Source organism: Undibacterium sp. YM2 (genome assembly GCF_009937975.1).
In the GTDB taxonomy this organism is placed as follows: Bacteria; Pseudomonadota; Gammaproteobacteria; order Burkholderiales; family Burkholderiaceae_D; genus Undibacterium.
On the sequence record NZ_AP018441.1, the window covers coordinates 4,319,618 to 4,337,504 of the forward strand.

Sequence of the window (17,887 nt, forward strand, 5' to 3'; positions counted from 1 at the left end):
CAATAAAGGTCAGGGAAAGATTCGACAATGTGGGGCTTGTGTCAGGATAAAGTGGGCTGTTCAATTTTATCCTGACACGGTGTACTGGCAACTGACTGCTCAGCTATCAAGGCGCATCCCGCGCAGGCATGGTCTCAAACACCGTCTGATAACGCGGGTCTTCCTTGCCCTTGGCTTTCCAGTAATCATAATATTCCGGATAAGGGATGGGGTGCAGGCGTTGCAGGGTCAGCAGGGTACGGGTGGCTTTTTTGGGCTGGCCATTGAGTGCATAGACTTCAGCCTCGATATTAAGAATGTGAACAAAGCCAAAGCGCGGTGCCCAGGTTTCCATGTAGTTGATCTCTTCTGCCGACATGCCTTCGCGCGGTTTGATGCGGGTCAGTTTGAAGTATTCAAAGAACTGCGGGAACAGCGTGAATGCAGGTTTTTGCAGGAATTTTTCTTTCGATTCAAAACCTGAGCTCACATCGCGTATGGACTTGAAGCCGGTGACCACACGTTGATAATCGAGGGTGATAGCCGCCATCAATACGCAGCCGATGACAAACCCGCTTAGCACAATGCCGGGCCTGACCACCGTGCCCGCAGTTGGCCAGCGCAATTGATGCACCATGCCCATGAGCACGCCTACAGGTAGCAGCACAAAGGCATACCAGAGCGGGAACTCGACCATGCTGTGTACGCCGACGGCAAACAGGCTGAGGGTGCAAAACTGCAATGCGGCGCCTTTGCCTGGGGATTTTTCTGTTCTGATACAGGTCTGGTAAAACCACCAGCACAAGCCACCCATGATGAGGATGGTGGCTGGCCAGCCGAGTTCGGCAGCCAGATTCAATGGCAGGTTATGGGCATGCTCGGCATAGGTGCTGGAGGTAAAGTCTGCCCCGACACTGACCTGGCCTGGGCCAAATCCAAACCAGCCCACACCGAGCCATGGGTGTTGTGCTGCGAGTTGCCAGGCGGTTTGCCACAGGCCGGTACGTTCAGAGCGACCACCCACGTGGTCAGCCACGGAGCCGCCAGAAAACCCGATGGCCTGGCTGATTTGCGGCAGGCAAAAGGTCAGCACGGCATACAGGATGACCAGGGCCAGCATGGCGATGATGATGGGTGTGCCCTTACGTTTGCTGGTGCCCAGCTTACTGGCAGTGTAGGCAAAAAACAATGGTACCAGTATCCAGCCTATGCGCGATTGCGTCAGTACTGCTCCCCACAGCAGGAGCGCGGCAATGGCTGCAGAACTGAAACCAGAAAATATACGTGTGCGGTAAAAATGCCAGAGCCCTGCCAACGCAAAAAAATACAGCAAAGCCAGTTGGTTCGGCTGCGCCACGTTGGCATAGGGGCGCATGGCGATATGGGGGTCTTTGGCGATGTACATGACGAACGGCGTTGCATCCAGCCCCAGTATCTGGATATGCTGGAACACCAGGGACACCGATGCTGCCAGCAGGCTGGCGAGAGCAATCGCGCTCACCGCCATGTCCAGCCTGGACTGCTCAAGCGCGAGGCTGCTGCCAAACACAATGGCCAGTGCAAACAGCAGCAGATACAAAATAGGGAGAGCAACGAAGCTGGCTGGCGTTATCATGCCCAGCGCCACTTGCAGGAGAATCAGCAGGATAATCCCGCCTGGCAGGGCAAGCAATGCCGGAAAGCGCAGGCGCACTGCTGCCTTGGATGCAGATGCTGGGGAAATTGCAGATGCTGATTCAGATGGGGATACAGACGCCGGGCGAACAACGAAAAACGCCATCGCGCCCAGCAGACCAAGGCAGATGATCAGGTCGTGATAAAAAGTTCTGTACGGATGGATATGATAAGGATGTGCGTAGCTGAAAAAAATCGCTACCGCAAAAATGATCAATGCCAGCTTGCCTTCCTTTGCGGATGCCATTCGGGATACATTTCAAGAATTGGCCTGGCATGACTCATTGTGCATCAACGAGTTATGCCAGGTCGGGTAAGAACTACATTTTAACTACATTTTGAGAGCGAGTGGCATGATGCCCTTGTAGGCTGCTGTTTTTGCATCAAGCACGGCAGGGAAAATCGATGCCCTTATTTTGATGGGTTGGTATTTGCAGTTTTTTTCATCGCAGTCATTGGATTTTAACCATGACTGTATGTCTGCCTTTTTGTCTTCATTGTTCTTTTCCAGTATGGTGAAGTCTTCGGCGTTTTTAAGGATTTCATCCTTCATGTCGGCATAAGGAATATGCAATTGCGTCAAATGGCCTTTATTACCGCCAAAAGACAGCATGGCATTGACATTGCTGATATCGGCAGGATCGGTAGGCTCTTTGGTACCCACCAGTTTAGGGCCCCATATAGGTAAAGTGGTCTTGCCTTTTGCCAGGGAACCATCGGTAATCTCGGACGCCTGCACTACCTGGAATTCCTTGCCCAGCGCAGCGATGTAGGCTGGACGTGCTTCCAGCAAGGTGCTGACACCGTACAGAAAGGCAGAAACCTGCACTATGGCGATCACTGCCAGGTCAAGCACCAGCCATTTCTTGCCGGGTTTGAACACCACCAGCGTCAGTGCTGGCCCCAGCACCACGTCAATACCAACGATGAGGAAGAAGATTTCATAGCCACCGATCGCCCTGAGCATGGGCGTTGGGTACCACATATACCAGCACATCATGAGCAGACAAAGACCAACCATGCAGCTCAGGAAAAAATGCGTGCCACTGGCACGATAGCGAGATATAGATGTTTTCATAGTAGTTGACATGAATCGTAAGAAAATCCCGGAGACCGGGTCAGGTTCTGTCACATCAGGGCATCTTGGTCTCAGGTTGAATACCAAAGCATTTCCATAGACTTGACATCACCGACCTGGCATCGGTCAAAATCAAAGAAAAGCACGCATATTCTAATGAGCTTTTCCCGCTTGATCAAGACTGGCGGGGCCTGCAAGACAGGTAAAAAGCTGCCAACAGTTATTGGTTCACGATAAATAGTTACATTAAATTAACATTATTGCACCCTTGGCGCTCAATCTAAACTAGAATTTACTTAGTGATGTCAAAGCCGTTATCAGTAAATTCGAGGGCAAGACAAAGAACCCGTATGAGACATGCAGCGAAGGATTAGCTCACTCGCCCTGGATGAGGGGGTAAAACAAGGCATTCTGAAAGGTGTTAATCGCAGCACCCAAAATTCAAATTAGTCTCGATACGCTGAACAATACTTTCCCAAATAAGACCCTGAAAATACATGAAAGTCTATCTCGACGACGAAAGAACAACCCCGGATGGATGGACGCGCACCTACTGGCCGGAAGACACGATAGCCTTGCTAAAAACAGGTGAAGTCACTCATCTGAGCCTGGACCACGACCTGGGTAATGATGAACACGGCACAGGTTACGACGTAGTCTTATGGATAGAAGAAGCGGTCATGACGACGGGCTTTATACCGCCGCAGGAAATGCGTGTGCATTCGGCTAATTCTTCTGCCCGGCAAAAAATGGAAGCGGGCATACAGAGCATTTTGAGACATCTGCAAAAGACTTAGCTAGCTGTCGCCAGCTTCACGGGCAAGACAAAACTCACTTTGGTCCCGAGCATTTTGAGTTGCAATTTCCAGATGATCTTGAATTCAGAGCGTCCCAGCGGGCCACTGCGTGGCAGCTCTGCGGGCAGGCTGAGTGTGAAATCTACCCTGCCTGCGCCATGGGCGATGCGCCTGCGCTTGAGTTCTTGCGACCACAAGGTACTCGTGGAAATTTCCTCTGCACTGCTAGTTACATGGATGCAAGCGACTTCCCATGTTAATGGATAGTCTGCCGCAGGCTGGCGCATGCCCTGCCCCAGTCCCCCGGTGAAGGTCAGGGCCGCAGGCACATCCCTGCAACCCGGGTGCAAAGGCACTGGCAACTGCAACACCAGTCTGCCCAGTCGCTTGCGCAGGTAAATGCGCCAGCAAGCATACGCCACCAGCATGATACTGGCGATGGGCGACAATATCAGCAGATATTCCCCAGTGACGCAAACGCTGCCACATTGCCTTGCTGCTCCCCAGGAAAAACCCGTAGTCATCAGCAGGCAAACGATGGAAGCCACCAGGAGATTAGTGTGCGTCGCATCTTCGGCATATATATACCGGCGGGTTATCTTTGGCCTGGCAGTTGCTGTCAGTTCGCTCATGGGCACCCCAGCGCCGCCGCTGCCTGTGCCTGTTTGAAATAGCGTGCATAACCGCAGGCGTCTTCACCGTACAAGTCTTTCTTGCTGCGGTCTGCGCCTGCCAGTTGCAGGAAGCTGATCACGTCCAGTTGATTGTATTGGGCAGCAATCATCAGGGGTGTAGAACCACGACCGCCATCGAAAGTCTGGTCCATGGCGACCCCGCGTTCATGCAGGTAGCGCAGGCTTTTCAGGGCGCCTTTGTAGGCGGCGTAATGGGCGGGCGTCCATACCTTGTTACCTGGACGACTCAGGTCAGCACCGGCGTCGGCCAGCATTTTCACGATCTCGATACCGTCATTGTGAATGGCGGCAAACAGGGCGCTGCGTCCTCCATTACCGTCGGCGTCCACTGGAGTCATTAAATCGACTTGCGCACCTTTTTGCAGCAGATAACGTACTTTGGCAATGTCATTGTCATCCGCCGCCTGCATGAGCAGGCTGCGCCCGCTTGCATCCCTGGCGTTGACATCGCCTCCGGCATCGAGCCTGGCTTTTAACTGCGCCAGGGTTTCTATGGCTACATTGTCGGCCCCGGCGCTACTAGTTCCTGTCAAGTTCCGCAGGTCATTCAGGTCGAAGATAAAAAATACCGACGCCACGGCAGGAATAAAAAAGATCGCAAAAAACCAAGCCGAGCGCCTGGTCTGATTACTGTTGTCAGTTGCTGCTTTAGGCAGGCCATAAATGCGCTGCTCATGACTGCGGTATTGCTTGGCGATGAGGTCGCGAGCATTGGCCTTCTCCCCCAGCCCTTGCTGTACGGGCAGCTTGAAGAGCAGGTCGGCCCCAAGGATATTAAGCTGCAAGTTCCATATCACTTCAATGTCTTTATGCTCTTGCTTGCCACTGGCAGGCATGTCTGCAGGCAGGCTGATCGTGAAATCCATGCTTTGCGCACCATGCATGACAACTTGCTCGCCAAGCGTTTGCTCCCATAGTCTCTTGGTAGTAGTGTCTTCTCCGCGCCGGTCCTCATGCTCGCAATGGATTTCTGCCTTTACCATGTAGTGACTGGCTCCAGTGGCCATGCGTTGCCCGAGAGGTGGATCAAAATGCAGGCGCAAGGATAAATTCTCTATGCCGGTATGAGGCTGTTTAGCCAGAGTCAGACGCGGCTTGCCCACACGCCAGCGGGAATACGCCAGCCAGACCGCACCTGCAATCATCAGTACACCCAGTGCGGGGAACAGCAAAACCAGGTATTGCCAGTATCCTCCCTCTGACCTGTTCAACATAAAAATGCCAGCTATCGGAAAACTGATCAAATTCCAGAACAGGGCAAACAGGCCCAGGCCGCCAGCACCTGAGGGAGCGGGATTTAACTCCTGCCAGCCAGACTGGCTCTGAGCACTCGTGTAAGCCGATAAGCCAGGCGTATTCTCGTCATCTTCATCACGCTTGAACCAGATTGCCCACAATGCCCACAGAGCACCCAGCCCTACCGCAGGGAACAGAGTCGCAAATGGAATGTGGAATAGAAGCTGCTTGGTGCGCAATTGCCTGTCATACACGGCAAAGGCTGGGTCTTTGATGTCCATCCAGACGGTAACTTGCTGGTCATTGCTGCGCGCCTGCAGCAGGCTGGCATGGATACGCTGATTGTAGCCGCCTGCGCCATCACCATCACCGCTGTCGCCACCGACATTGATACGCTTGCTGCGGTAAGTCTTGCCATTATATTGATAGACAAACTCTGCATCGACGCTGTAGCTGCGTCCATCCTCTGTCTGGTGCTCGCGAAGTGCAAGTTTGTCGATACTGGCCTGTACCGCCACCAGGTCACCGGCACGCCACCAGCCGTGTAGCATATTGGCCATGGGCACAATACCGGCAAACCAGCCACCTCCACCAAAACCGATTACAAAGATAAGGGCAAATAAACTGCCACCTAATTGACTGATTATTTTTTTTGTTTTTATCATGTCTGCAATGTAGCAAACCGTTTTGCGCACTGCAATATCTGCGATGCAACACTGATGGTTACTTGCAACAGGCTGTTTTGCGCTGACAATGTCATATTGCCGTCATATTCACGAAGTAAAAATTGCTCTCATCATAAAAAAACCAGCTGCAATGCTGGTTTTTTAATGGCAAACAAGGTCAGGAATAATTAACCCAACCACCCTGCATACTCTATGCCGTTCTGTATCACCCCGATAACCAGCGCCTGGTTTTCTGTGCTTTCGCAAAAACTGGCGAGTGCCCCGGCTGGTGTAATCGCGCCGCTGTTAAGCGCATTGGCCCAATAATCAAAGCCGGCCTTGTCAGGTGCGCGGTGCAAGACATTGTTGTAAAAATTGGTGATCAGGGTCGTGGTGCTGGGGTTACTGCCATACAGTTTCTGGAACTCGGCAGAAGAGAAAAAACCTGCTGCCACTGTCGTCAAACTGGACCCATGTTCCATATCATTGATCCAGTAGCCGAGGCCAGCAAAATCAGGCTTGCGGTCAAATGCCGCCTGGTACAAACGGTAAGCCTGGCCCGCGATGCCTTTGACATCAAAAGTCACATAGTGACGATCATCAAACTTGAGTTGCTCGACATTCAACAGCGTATCGGTACCCAACTGCCCGGTAGTATCCTTGACGCTGACCGTGTTGCCTGACTTGGTAATGGTGTATCTTGATGCAGTACCGCTATACAGCGCCAGGTCATTACCCGCACCGCCATCTATCGTATCGTTACCACCCGCACCCGAGATCAGGTCATTACCGGCCCCGCCCAGCAGGCTAACGCCCGTGTTGCCATAAGCATGCAGGTATTCGACATTCGCATAATTGACTATCGAGGCATTGAAATTGACCCAGACGGTATCAAAACCCTCGTTGGCAACTTCGATGACCTTGTCGAGGCTATTGTCGAGCACATAGTCATCGTCGCCCCTGCCGCCCATCATCAGGTCATTGCCGTCGCGGTTGTCTGCCAGCCAGTCGAAACGGTCGTCACCATCACCACCGATCAGCGTGTCGTTACCGCCACCACCTTCAAGACTGTCGTTGCCTGCATCGCCATAGATAACATCATTGCCGCCCATGCCACCGAGCAAATCGCTGCCGCCACCACCCCGGATATTATTGGCCAGATCATTGCCCGCGATAATGTCAGCAGCGGCTGATCCTATGGCATTTTCATACTCGCCATAAAGCCAGCGCAAACTGACGGGGTCACCACCATTGACGATGGTATTTGACGCATCGTAATAACTCATCGCCACCCCGACCAGGTGCGAGGCACTGACGATCTTCACCCCCATCTCAAAATAAGCGCCCTGGGTGTACATGGACAAATCAACCGTATCAACACCGCCCTTGTCAAAATAGGTGCGATAACCGTCGGTGCCAGCGACTATCGTATCGTCACCGCTGCCACTGGTACCCTTGCCTTCGCCATAGGCCTGCTGCAAAGCAATCACATCCAGGATCATTGGCGTAAAGGCGTGCAGAAATGATGAATGGTTCTGATCATCATAAGACATGATGGAAAAATATTCCTTGTACATGTCCTTCGCACTTTTGATATTAAAACCCAGGGTATCAAAACCCAGGTACTGGGTCGCGGCATAATCAGTGGTGATCACAGGTACGCCGTTACTGTAAGAGCTATGTGGGTGCGACAGGCCCAAAGAATGTCCAAGTTCATGCATCAGGGTCTGAGTTGCCACCGTGGTCAGGTCCAGTGAATAATCACCACCAAAATTGGACGAAGCCTGATTCAGTTTGATGTCACCAGCCCCACCCACATACCCAAAATTCCTGTCGTCATTGGCCCCTGATATGGCGCTGTAGCCGACATTCTTGAGATTCTGCCAGTTGATATTGATGTCCGACAAATTCGCCTGCCCAACCACTGCAGGCGTCACCAATGAATAACCGCCATAAGTGTCATAATCCACCACGCTGGAAAACGACAGATTGGCAAACTGCGAATAGATATCCAGTATCGCACTGATGTTATTGATCTGCTTTTGCGTCCAAGGATAATCACTGCCGCCCTGCATCACATCATTGGTAAAACTGTCCGACACCGAGACACGGATATATCCCGACAAGATGTAATTAATCAGGCCAGGCGCAACCCCGTCAAAATTGAACATGGCCCGGGTAATCGGGGTCTGAGGGAAATAGGGTATGTAAGTTGCCATGGTATTTTTCTATCAGTTCGCAGTTTGAATTTGCCAGATATAAAGGGTGTACATCAACAGTGAATTCCAGTTTGGCATTGTACGTGATCTGCTGTCATTGGGCACCTTCTTGTGTAGCCGTATTGAGCACGGACAAGCCGGTAGATTAGAATGGGTAACGTATGACTTGATGGTTTTTTTGGGGAATTTAAATAGTGACATCGCCACCCTCATTTACTCTCATCTACGTGAAAGCATGCGACTGCCACTACAGCAGTTTTAGCCGTGTACATGCCTTGCAAAAAGAGCATTTGCAACACTGCCTCAGACGTCACAGACAATTGACGCTAGGAGAAACAAACCCATACCCGATAAATAAAAAATACACTGGAGGAGCAAGGAAAGACAGCACAGACAAAAGCAAGGAGCTGCCCTCATAGTCATGACGAACTCGCTTCCAGCGCCTGCATGTCATCAAGATCAAAACGCCCCACAAGAGCAGTGCCATGACCAACATCCCCTGGGAAAGGCCACCATATAATTGCGCGTTGCCGGGGCAAGCGAAATCTGAAATGATCTGCAAAAACTGTCGTTCGCAAGATGCCCAGCCATAAGCGCAAGCAGCCATCAATACGTGCAGTGCAAAAAAAACGTATTTACTGTTCATCAGGGACTTTGTGTTCATTTCTGCTATCGCCTTGTCAATCAAGGAAGATGCATCATAAACAGCTAGTGTGAAGAGAAGATGCGTTCAGGGTGAACAGGTACTGTTTACTTGTGCAAGCAAAACAGAGCAACCAAGAGCTGATAGGCAGTTAAACGCCGCCGCCTCCTTTACATTGAAGTTCTTCACGGTGCGCACGCAGATATGTGCCCACTAATGAAGACAATGGCAAACCTGCCAGCCTCAACGAGGTCTCTGCAATCAAATCAGGCTCAGGCCAGGATGAACTGACATCAAACTGCTCAAACCATACATCTTGCGGAAATACGCTGAACTCGCCATATTCTTTAGCGACATCTCTTGCAAAAGGAATTGCCGCATCAAGCAGCATCTTTAATTCATCGGCGGCAACCACTGCAAGCGCATGTCGAGTCAGCTTTATTTGCTGAACTGAAGAACAATGATTCGACAAATAATCAGGCAGGCCAGAACTGGACACTTCCATCGCAAAGTGCCATAGATACCAAGCTGTTTTTGCACTTTCAGGAAAATCAGGGTATTCATCAATCAGTTCAGGGGACAATATCTGATGATCAAATAACTTGAGCAGGTGAAAGTAAATACTTTCAAAGACAAGATGCGCATCAGATTCTGCAAAGATGCTATCTGGCACTGGAATAAATTTTTTCATTTCTTCTCTTGAGCTCAAGCTGGCTGCTTGTCATCCCCTTGTTGCAACAACCCCAATCGGTCAAGAAACCCGGACTCTAAAGTCAGGCAAACATCCCGCACAGCTTCCTGAATAATAATATCTTCGACTTCATAAGAACCTGGTCGCCAGTAATCGATCAAAGATTGAAGTGGTGAGTCCAAAGATGTGGGATTAAGACACCACCATTTATCCCTGCCGATCACAGAAGGAAAGCGATAATACCCATCAGTAAATTGCTCAAATTCCCCTTCTTTTGGGTGAAAGTTGCTGGTAGGTTCAAATTTTTCTGAAATGTGGATATTGATTGCAAACTCGCCCACTTGCCATGATTTATTCGACGCCTGAAATACGATCAGAATATGCTTTCCTAAGTTGGGATGAAGGCCCAGATAAAAACTGCTGCTCTTTGGTATGGCTGAACAAAATGGCTTGTCCAGTCTTTTGATAGAGGGATATCGTTCCTTTGCAGATTTCCAAAAGGCAGCAATAAATTTTGCGTAGATTTTCTTTTCAGCCATGTGCTTTTTAAGCATTCATCAGGTCTTCAAATTGGCATATTTTTTGAGTTCAAGAGACAAGTACCAAGCTCCCCTGTCAGTGCGGAAGACAATTTTCCTTTAAGAATGGCATACCATATGCCATTAAATTTTTGAATTGCGTGGATACCACTTCTTCCACATTATCCTTATTTACCTCTACCCATGAGTCCAGCTCCAGAGACATTATTTTTGGCAGGCGGGCCGTTGCCTCTTGCGCATCAGAGCAGAGCGTAAATTCTGAGGAAAAGGATAAAGATGGCCTGCGTACAAGTTGAGGAAAACGCTGCAATCTCGACCAGCCAATTTCGATGGTAAATTGGTCTCGACCATTAAACTCTGGAGTAAAAATCACATAGAGATTGACTCCGGCTACCGTAGAACTATCTTCCCAAACTTTTTCTGTATCAAAGAAGTAGTCGCTACTCCCTTTGAAAAGAGAAAATGCCTGCAATTCTTTTTGCATGCATGCCGCGAACTGATCTAATACTCTTTTCTTTAATTTCTTGTTCATGGTTTTTATTTTCCTGAGAGCATAGTGACATGCTCTGTCGCCAAAACCTGGAGTAAGCGGAATGTCAAACGCAACTGCAATACCAAAAAGAAGCCGGATAACGTAAATAAAGCTCGTCCGGTTCCAACTGCGCTACATCACCCTGCCCACACCGTATACACTATCCCATTCTGTATCTGCCCTATGACTTGCGCCTGGTTTTCTGTGCTTTCACAAAAGCTGGCGAGTGCAGCGGCGGGGGTGATCAGGCCCTTGCTGAACTGGTTGGACCAGTAATCAAAACCTGCCTGGTCTGGTGCGCGATGCAGGACGTTTTGATAGAAGTTGGTGATCAGGGTATTGGTGCTGGGGTTGCTGCCATACAGTTGCTGGAATTCTGCTGACTGGAAAAAACCGGCGGCCACCGTGGTGAGGCTGGAGCCCTTGTCCATGTCCTTGATCCAGTAGCCCAGGCCAGCCAGATCAGGTTTGCGGCCAAATGCGGCCTGATAGATGCGGTAAGCCTGGCCAGCGACACCGTCGGTATCAAAGGCCAAGGCAACATCGCTGAATTGCAGGCGTTCTACCTGGCTCATGGTGATGGTACCGTCATTGCCGACATTGTCTTTCAACACCAGGTTATCGAGCGTGCCTGAGCCGTAGTAGTTGGCGAGTTTGCCTGACAAGACCAGGGTATCAAGCCCGCTGCCGCCAGAGATGCTGTCATTGCCGCCACCACCGATGATGGTGTCATTACCGGCACCGCCGGAGATAGTATCGCTGGCGCTGGTACCGGTCAGGTAATCTGGGCCTGCCGTGCCAATGATATTGAGGCCGGGGGCAACAAAATTACCGATAGTAGAAAACTGGTAGCTGCTGGTGCCCGCATAATTATAGCCAGCCAGATCCTTGATGCTGCCATCAGGGATACTGAGACTGTAGGTGGTGTCATAGGACAACGGGTTATTCGTGTGTATCGTCAACTTGTTGCCAGTCAGGGTCAGGTTGGTGCTGAAGGCCGCATCAAAATCGGCAACCGTTTTGCCTGTGCCATCCTTGAGCAGGATGTGGCCAGAACCACGCGCAATCTCTTCACTGAAAGTGACCACGATATCGCTATTGATGGGTACGGACTTACCAGACTGCGTAGGTGAAAATGATACTGCTGTCGGCGCTGTGGTATCACCCTGCCCCACTATGCGGATAGAAGTATTGATGCCCATTTTCTGTAACTGCGCGGCATTATAGACGTTGACATTGCCTGCCATGTCAGCCACTTCTATGCGTGTGACATTGTAATAGCCATTCGGATTATTGCCCGCGATGGTAAATGTCTGATTGGTCGTGCCATCGACCCAGGGGTCCTTGAAACCACCGAGTACCAGACCGGCATACAGGCTGCCATCGGTTTTTACATCATGGGTCAGTGGCGGATCAGTAATGATGGAAACATAGCGCACGCCCGATTCATAATCCGTGGCAATCGCTTTCATATCTATGATCACATCACCCTTAACCAGGTTGACGACGGATGGAATATTGATGGAATTGAGTACAGGCGGCTTCACGTCGTCCTTGACCACGGCATTGCTAAGACCAATCACATAGTCAGCATTGGTAGTACCAAGATTGCTGACCTTGACAAAAAAACCGCCGTGATTATAGCCACCTGAATAGATGAACTTGATACCATCATCGTTATAGGTCTGGGCAATGGCGGGCGTCAGGTTATACAGTATATTGCCTGCACTGTCGGTGATCTCGATCTTGACACCGGCATAGGTAGAATCCCAGGTATTGCCACGGTAATTGTTCAGGGCATCATTCGACACGACGACGGAATAAATGCCTGGCCCATCCAGGTCCAGCTCGTACCAGTCAGTTGTGTCCGTAGCGGACAATTTACCAAATGAGCGTTTGCCATTACCGAGCTTGTAAACAGTGCTGCGGTTAAATGAATCGATGGTGATGGTTCTTTCATCTGCATTCGAATTCAGACCGTAAACATAAGACATAAAACTGACCTTTAAAGATAAAAAATGGTGGCGGCTTCATTCAAGCCATCAAAAAAATAAAACGTGTACTTAAATCAGCGCATAATCTGCATCGCTGAAACCCAGATTGCTCACCTTGACAGAATAATCGCCATGGCTGTCTGAGCCGCTGTAGCTAAAGTTGATGTTGCCATCCAAACTGGATCTGGCGATGGCAGCCATGCCACTGTCTTTCAGAGCTAATAATTGGAAAAGGCATATTTAGCCCAGGTTTTATTGCTTTTGCTTTGCGCAGGAACAGATGTAAGTGAATGTAATATTCTATTTCAAATTTTACATTCAAGGTGAACTGAAGGTGTACTGAAATAGTTTTCACTCATCAATTTTCAAGTACGTTGAAATTAATTTGAACGTGAGCGGAAATTTTTGTGATGCCTGCAACGGAGGCGGCAATAACACTGATGAAGAGGGGGATAAGGAAAAGAAATGCTTGCATGCAGGATGCAAAGCACGGACTATCAGCGCAGTGGCTGAACAAAAGTCCGGCAATTTTTCTTACAGCTTTGTATTGGTGAAGTCAGATAAAACGAGGAGCAAGTATTCCACAAGTATTCCGTCAGCAAAAGTTGAAATGAGGGCGACGCAATTCAGGCCGCCCCACATTTCAACTGATTTCATCTAATTTCATCTACTTTCATCATATCAACCCACCCACATCGTATATACAATGCCCTGCTGTATCTGCCCCAAGACCTGAGCCTGGTTTTCTGCGCTTTCACAAAAGCTCGCGAGTGCGGCAGCAGGCGTCACCAGACCCTGGTTGATCTGGTTGGACCAGTAATCAAAACCTGCCTGGTCTGGTGCGCGGTGCAGGACGTTTTGATAGAAGTTGTTGATCAGGGTCGTGGTGCTGGGATTGGTGCCATACAGTTGCTGGAACTCTGCTGACTGCACAAAGGCTGCCGCGACAGCATTGAGGCTGGCGCCTTTATCCATGGCCTGTATCCAGTATCCCAGGCCTGCCTGATCAGGCTTGTGGCCAAATGCGGCCTGGTACAGGCGATAAGCCTGGCCAGCTACACCGTTGAGATCAAAGGCCAGTGTCACATCGGTGAATTGCAGGCGCTCTACCAGGCCGACTGAATCGGTACCATCCGTACCAACATTATCTTTGAGGATGAAGTACGCAGGCGTGCCAGACACCGTGTAGTTGGCCATTTTGCCGGACAAGACCAGGGTATCAAGACCGCTGTCGCCAAAGATGCTGTCATTGCCGGGGCTGGCGATGATGCGGTCATTCCCCGCACCAGCCGAGATATTGTCGTTGAGATTGCTGCCCGTCAGCACATCATTACCATCTGTGCCATTGATGGTCAGACCGACCTGGGCCGGGTTGGATGCAGTCCAGAAGGCATACGCACCGGAGGCACTGGAACCCGCATAGCTATTGCCGGCCAGGTCCTTGATACTGCCAGCAGGCAGGCTGATGGTGTAGTTGCTGTCAAACGCCAGCGTCGTTCCGGGATGTATGCTCAGGGTATTGCCTGCAATGCTGATACCGGGGCCAGCAGCATCAATGCTGGCAGCAATATTGCCTGCACCATCCTTGAGAACAATCTTGCCGGTGCCCGCCTGTATCACCTCGCTGAATGTGAATACCAGGTCACCATTGACCTGCACTACATTGCCTGTAGCTGCCGGGGTAAATGAGAGCACGGTCGGTGGCGCCGTGTCTGCCGTCGCCAGCACGCTGATGGTGGTGTTGACGCCCATGGCCTTGAGTTGTGCTGCTTCATAGGTAGTGCTATTGCCCGCATTGTCTATCACCTGCACGCGCAGTACATGATAGTCACCAGGTTTGTTGTTACTGGCGATGGTATAGGTCTGGCTGGATAGCCCGTCTGACCAGCTATCATCCTGGCCATCAATCACAAAGGCACTCAGGGTGCCGCCATGTATCTTGACATCATAGGCAATGAAATTATCGAGCTCTATCATGACGCTGGCAACACCCGAACCGACATCGGTCGCACCGGCCCTGATGAATAACGGCGCATTGCCATTCGTCAGGTTGATGCTGGCCGGAATGATCAGTGAATTGAGAACAGGCGGCGTGGTATCAACGGCTGCCTGGATGACATTCAAACCGGATTTGAGACCGGATGCATGACGTACACCGAGGGTATCAAGATTATCTGCATTAGCCATTTTGCTGACCTTCATTAAAGGCTTCAATTAAAGGGTGGATTCAATCAGAAGTGCAAACGCATCTTGAAATCAGTGACCTGCCTGCGCTCGCGTATTTCATGTCTGATGCAAGCATCACTATTGCATTTAAGTCACGTTTAAATTGTAGTTAATTTGTAACTGAGTTGTACCTCAGTTGCAACTAAGCTGTACCAGGTTGCGTCCAAGAAAAACTGACTCATGCAAAAATTGTGAGGACGAAAAAATGATGTCCTGGGCTGGTGTTTCATGCCCCTGTCGAAATAGGCTATGGGCTTATAGTCCGCGGCGGCACATTGTCTTGCAATGAAAGTCTGCGTTTTGCTATGAAAACCATTTATTTCCTTTGGCCGCCGCCGCTTTAAGATTCATTAAAGTCAGAATTGATAATTTGGAGCGTTAATTGAGGAGTTTCTTCGATTTTCTCTGAACGATCCACCTTCAAGTTGCAACGCATGATAACTGTGAATCGGGCGATCAAGGATGGCGTCAGCAATATTCTTGTTATTCAGGGCCATATGCCCGGCATGAATGGGGCTTGACCATTGAGTAGCTGTTGCGAGATTAAGATGGTCCGGTGCCGCCAAGGCCAGGTTAATTTCGCAACAGTCCTTAAAATTGTTTTACCAGACGAGTAGCAAATCTAAGATAGCATGCCAACACTTCTTCACAGCTGTTGATGTGCAGTCGAGCTATCTCGTTGCTACCGCATCAGATTGACCGGGTTGCCAACCGCCACCCAGTGCCTTGAATGCGGCGACCGCAGCACGGGCCGATTCGGTTCGCGCTTGCGCTTGCATATCGGTGGCGCGTAGCAAGTTTTCGTCGGCTTGCAGGACTTCGATCAGGCTGACGACGCCTTTTTGGTATGCTGCAAACGAGGCACCTCTCGCCCGACTAAGCGAGCCGACGCCTTGAGTAAGTATGTCAGCCTGATCCTCACGCTTGACCAGGGCCGAAAATGCATTTTCTACGTCTTCGGTAGCGCGTAGCACGGCGAGCCGATAAGCCGCTAGCGCTTCGGCTTCTTGCCCCTTGGCCAGATCAATCTGTGCGTTGATGCGGCCAAAGTCGAACAGACGCCAGCGAAGACCCAGCACGCCAGCAGCCTGGCTCGCGCCACTGGTGAACAGGTTGCCGCCAGACACCGATGTCGCGCTGCCTATCAGTCCACTAAAGGAAAGCTTGGGATAGTACTCGGCAATCGCCATGCCGATACGAGCGTTCGACGCAGCCAGGCGACGCTCTGCCACGATCAGATCGGGCCGACGCCTGAGTAAATCACCCGGCGAACCGCTCGATGCAATTTGCGGAACAACCGGAATAGCGCCAGTATTAACGAGTTCCACCCGGTAAGTACCGGGTGGTTTGCCTAAGATGACATCCAGCGCATTCATGGCGGTATCCAACCCTGTTTCGAGGATAGGCACCGATGCCCGCACTTGGGCCAGCGCAGCTTCGGCTTGTCGTACTTGAAGTTCAGCCGTCAGTCCCTTGCCATATAGCAGATTGACGGTGGCGAGCAGGTCTTGTTGCGTTTGCACTTGTTTGCGAGCGATGTCCAGACGGGCCTGTAGTCCGCGAATACTGATATAGATGTCAGCTACCTGTGCTGCCACCGCCAGTCGTGTCGCCGTGGCACCCGCTTCAGAAGCCTGATATTCAGCAACTGCCGCCTCCCGACCGCGACGCACACCGCCGAATACATCCAATTCCCAGCCTACACCGAGGTTAGCCTCGTAAGCGTTGCCGTGGCGGTCGAAATTGGGTTTTGAATTCAAGACTTGTCCCAGCGGTGTTTCAACCGACTGGTAGGCGCGTGCGCCCTGGGAATTGATGGTGCCGGAAGGCAGCAACGCAGCATTTGCGGCGCCAAGCCCTGCTTGTGCCTGAGCGACACGAGCCGACGCCTGGGCAAGATCCAGATTTTGCGCCAGCGCCAGTGTTACAAAGCGGGTCAGTTGCGGATCGCCAAATCCCTCCCACCAGGCGATGAAGTCGGCGGAGGCTTTGGCATGCCGCTGCTCAATCGCAGTTTGCCCCAGGTAGCGGTCTGGCATAGCGGGGGCAGGTCGAAGGTAATCCGGTCCGACAGCGCAACCCGCTGTAAGACTGGTGGCGATGAACATCAAGAGAGAGCGTTTGATCGACATGGGCATCTTCCGTGAAATGAAAAGGGGCGAAGCATTTAGTGACTATATCACACATTGGTCACAAGTTGTACAAATCAAATTTAAGAGGTAAGCTATCGGATATGAGCAAAACAATCACCACAACTACCACAGTGACCGCGCATCCGAGCTCAGCCCGGGGGCCGGTCGATCACGAAGTGCGGGATCAGATCATCATCGCGGCTACCGGGCACTTTCGCCTGTATGGTTACGAAAAGACTACTGTCTCCGACCTCGCCAAGGCCATCGGTTTTTCCAAAGCCTATATATATAAGTTCTTCGAGTCCAAACAGGCCATTGGCGAACTGATTTGCGCAAATTGCCTGCGTGAGATTGAAGCGGATGTCAGAACTGCCGTTGACGGGGTCAAGCACCCGCCAGAAAAATTACGCCGCATGTTCAAGACTATCGTCGAGTCCAGCCTTCGCCTGTTTTTTGAAGACCGCAGGCTATATGACATTGCGGCCTCTGCTGCTACCGAACGTTGGGAATCCGTACGCACCTATGAGGAGCGGATAAAGGTCATGCTGGAAGACATTCTGCGTCAGGGGCGCGAGATGGATGAGTTTGAGCGCAAGACCCCGCTCGATGAGGCGGCGGCGGCAATTTACCTGGTGATTCGTCCTTATCTCAACCCACTGATCTTGCAGCACAGCCTGGATTCTACTGATGACGCGCCAGCTCATCTGTCCAGTCTGGTGTTGCGCAGTCTTTCACCATAAATACAAAAAATATGATGTGACTGTTGACAATATTGGTCACTAGTCCC

The 17,887-nt window shown here is 50.9% G+C and carries 15 protein-coding genes; 2 read left to right on the forward strand and 13 right to left on the reverse strand.

Going from position 1 to position 17,887, the window contains the following annotated elements:
• Positions 1–106: 106 nt before the first annotated feature.
• Positions 107–1,900: a PglL family O-oligosaccharyltransferase gene (locus UNDYM_RS19490; RefSeq protein WP_162042529.1), complete on the reverse strand. Its 1,794-nt coding sequence runs from the start codon at positions 1,898–1,900 to the stop codon at positions 107–109.
• 84 nt (positions 1,901–1,984) lie between these two features.
• Complete coding sequence (locus UNDYM_RS19495; RefSeq protein WP_162042530.1) at positions 1,985–2,731, reverse strand: hypothetical protein; 747 nt, start codon at positions 2,729–2,731, stop codon at positions 1,985–1,987.
• Positions 2,732–3,228: 497 nt separating this feature from the next.
• On the opposite strand from UNDYM_RS19495, the gene UNDYM_RS19500 reads away from it, so the two are divergent.
• Positions 3,229–3,528 carry a cyclic-phosphate processing receiver domain-containing protein gene (locus UNDYM_RS19500; RefSeq protein ID WP_162042531.1) on the forward strand — a complete coding sequence of 100 codons (300 nt, stop codon included), beginning with the start codon at positions 3,229–3,231 and terminating at the stop codon, positions 3,526–3,528.
• Here UNDYM_RS19500 and UNDYM_RS19505 read toward each other — a convergent pair.
• The 11 genes from UNDYM_RS19505 to UNDYM_RS19550 all read right to left on the reverse strand — a co-directional run bounded on the left by UNDYM_RS19505 (position 3,525) and on the right by UNDYM_RS19550 (position 17,100).
• Positions 3,525–4,160, reverse strand: coding sequence for a hypothetical protein (locus UNDYM_RS19505; RefSeq protein ID WP_162042532.1), 636 nt, complete (start codon positions 4,158–4,160; stop codon positions 3,525–3,527). The genes UNDYM_RS19500 and UNDYM_RS19505 overlap by 4 nt on opposite strands.
• The gene (locus tag UNDYM_RS19510; RefSeq protein ID WP_162042533.1) at positions 4,157–6,124 is read right to left on the reverse strand and encodes an ankyrin repeat domain-containing protein; all 1,968 of its coding nucleotides are present in this window, start codon (positions 6,122–6,124) and stop codon (positions 4,157–4,159) included. The genes UNDYM_RS19505 and UNDYM_RS19510 overlap by 4 nt, the downstream gene beginning before the upstream one ends.
• A gap of 188 nt (positions 6,125–6,312) precedes the next feature.
• Positions 6,313–8,343: a DUF4214 domain-containing protein gene (locus UNDYM_RS19515; protein WP_162042534.1), complete on the reverse strand. Its 2,031-nt coding sequence runs from the start codon at positions 8,341–8,343 to the stop codon at positions 6,313–6,315.
• Positions 8,344–8,653: 310 nt separating this feature from the next.
• Positions 8,654–8,989, reverse strand: coding sequence for a hypothetical protein (locus UNDYM_RS19520; RefSeq protein WP_162042535.1), 336 nt, complete (start codon positions 8,987–8,989; stop codon positions 8,654–8,656).
• Positions 8,990–9,137: 148 nt separating this feature from the next.
• Entirely contained in the window at positions 9,138–9,677 is a 540-nt protein-coding gene (locus UNDYM_RS19525; RefSeq protein WP_162042536.1) for a hypothetical protein, read from the reverse strand.
• Between the two features lie 14 nt (positions 9,678–9,691).
• Positions 9,692–10,216 (reverse strand): hypothetical protein, encoded by a 525-nt coding sequence (locus tag UNDYM_RS19530; RefSeq protein WP_162042537.1) that lies wholly within the window; start codon positions 10,214–10,216, stop codon positions 9,692–9,694.
• Between the two features lie 76 nt (positions 10,217–10,292).
• Positions 10,293–10,748: a hypothetical protein gene (locus UNDYM_RS19535; protein ID WP_162042538.1), complete on the reverse strand. Its 456-nt coding sequence runs from the start codon at positions 10,746–10,748 to the stop codon at positions 10,293–10,295.
• 137 nt (positions 10,749–10,885) lie between these two features.
• Entirely contained in the window at positions 10,886–12,742 is a 1,857-nt protein-coding gene (locus UNDYM_RS19540) for a DUF4214 domain-containing protein (RefSeq protein ID WP_162042539.1), read from the reverse strand.
• Positions 12,743–12,811: 69 nt separating this feature from the next.
• Positions 12,812–12,943 (reverse strand): hypothetical protein, encoded by a 132-nt coding sequence (locus tag UNDYM_RS31125; RefSeq protein WP_255456491.1) that lies wholly within the window; start codon positions 12,941–12,943, stop codon positions 12,812–12,814.
• A 480-nt stretch (positions 12,944–13,423) separates the two neighbouring features.
• The gene (locus UNDYM_RS19545) at positions 13,424–14,929 is read right to left on the reverse strand and encodes a DUF4214 domain-containing protein (protein WP_162042540.1); all 1,506 of its coding nucleotides are present in this window, start codon (positions 14,927–14,929) and stop codon (positions 13,424–13,426) included.
• A gap of 710 nt (positions 14,930–15,639) precedes the next feature.
• Positions 15,640–17,100, reverse strand: coding sequence for an efflux transporter outer membrane subunit (locus tag UNDYM_RS19550; protein WP_162042541.1), 1,461 nt, complete (start codon positions 17,098–17,100; stop codon positions 15,640–15,642).
• Positions 17,101–17,201: 101 nt separating this feature from the next.
• On the opposite strand from UNDYM_RS19550, the gene UNDYM_RS19555 reads away from it, so the two are divergent.
• Positions 17,202–17,840, forward strand: coding sequence for a TetR/AcrR family transcriptional regulator (locus tag UNDYM_RS19555; RefSeq protein WP_162042542.1), 639 nt, complete (start codon positions 17,202–17,204; stop codon positions 17,838–17,840).
• Positions 17,841–17,887 lie beyond the last annotated feature (47 nt).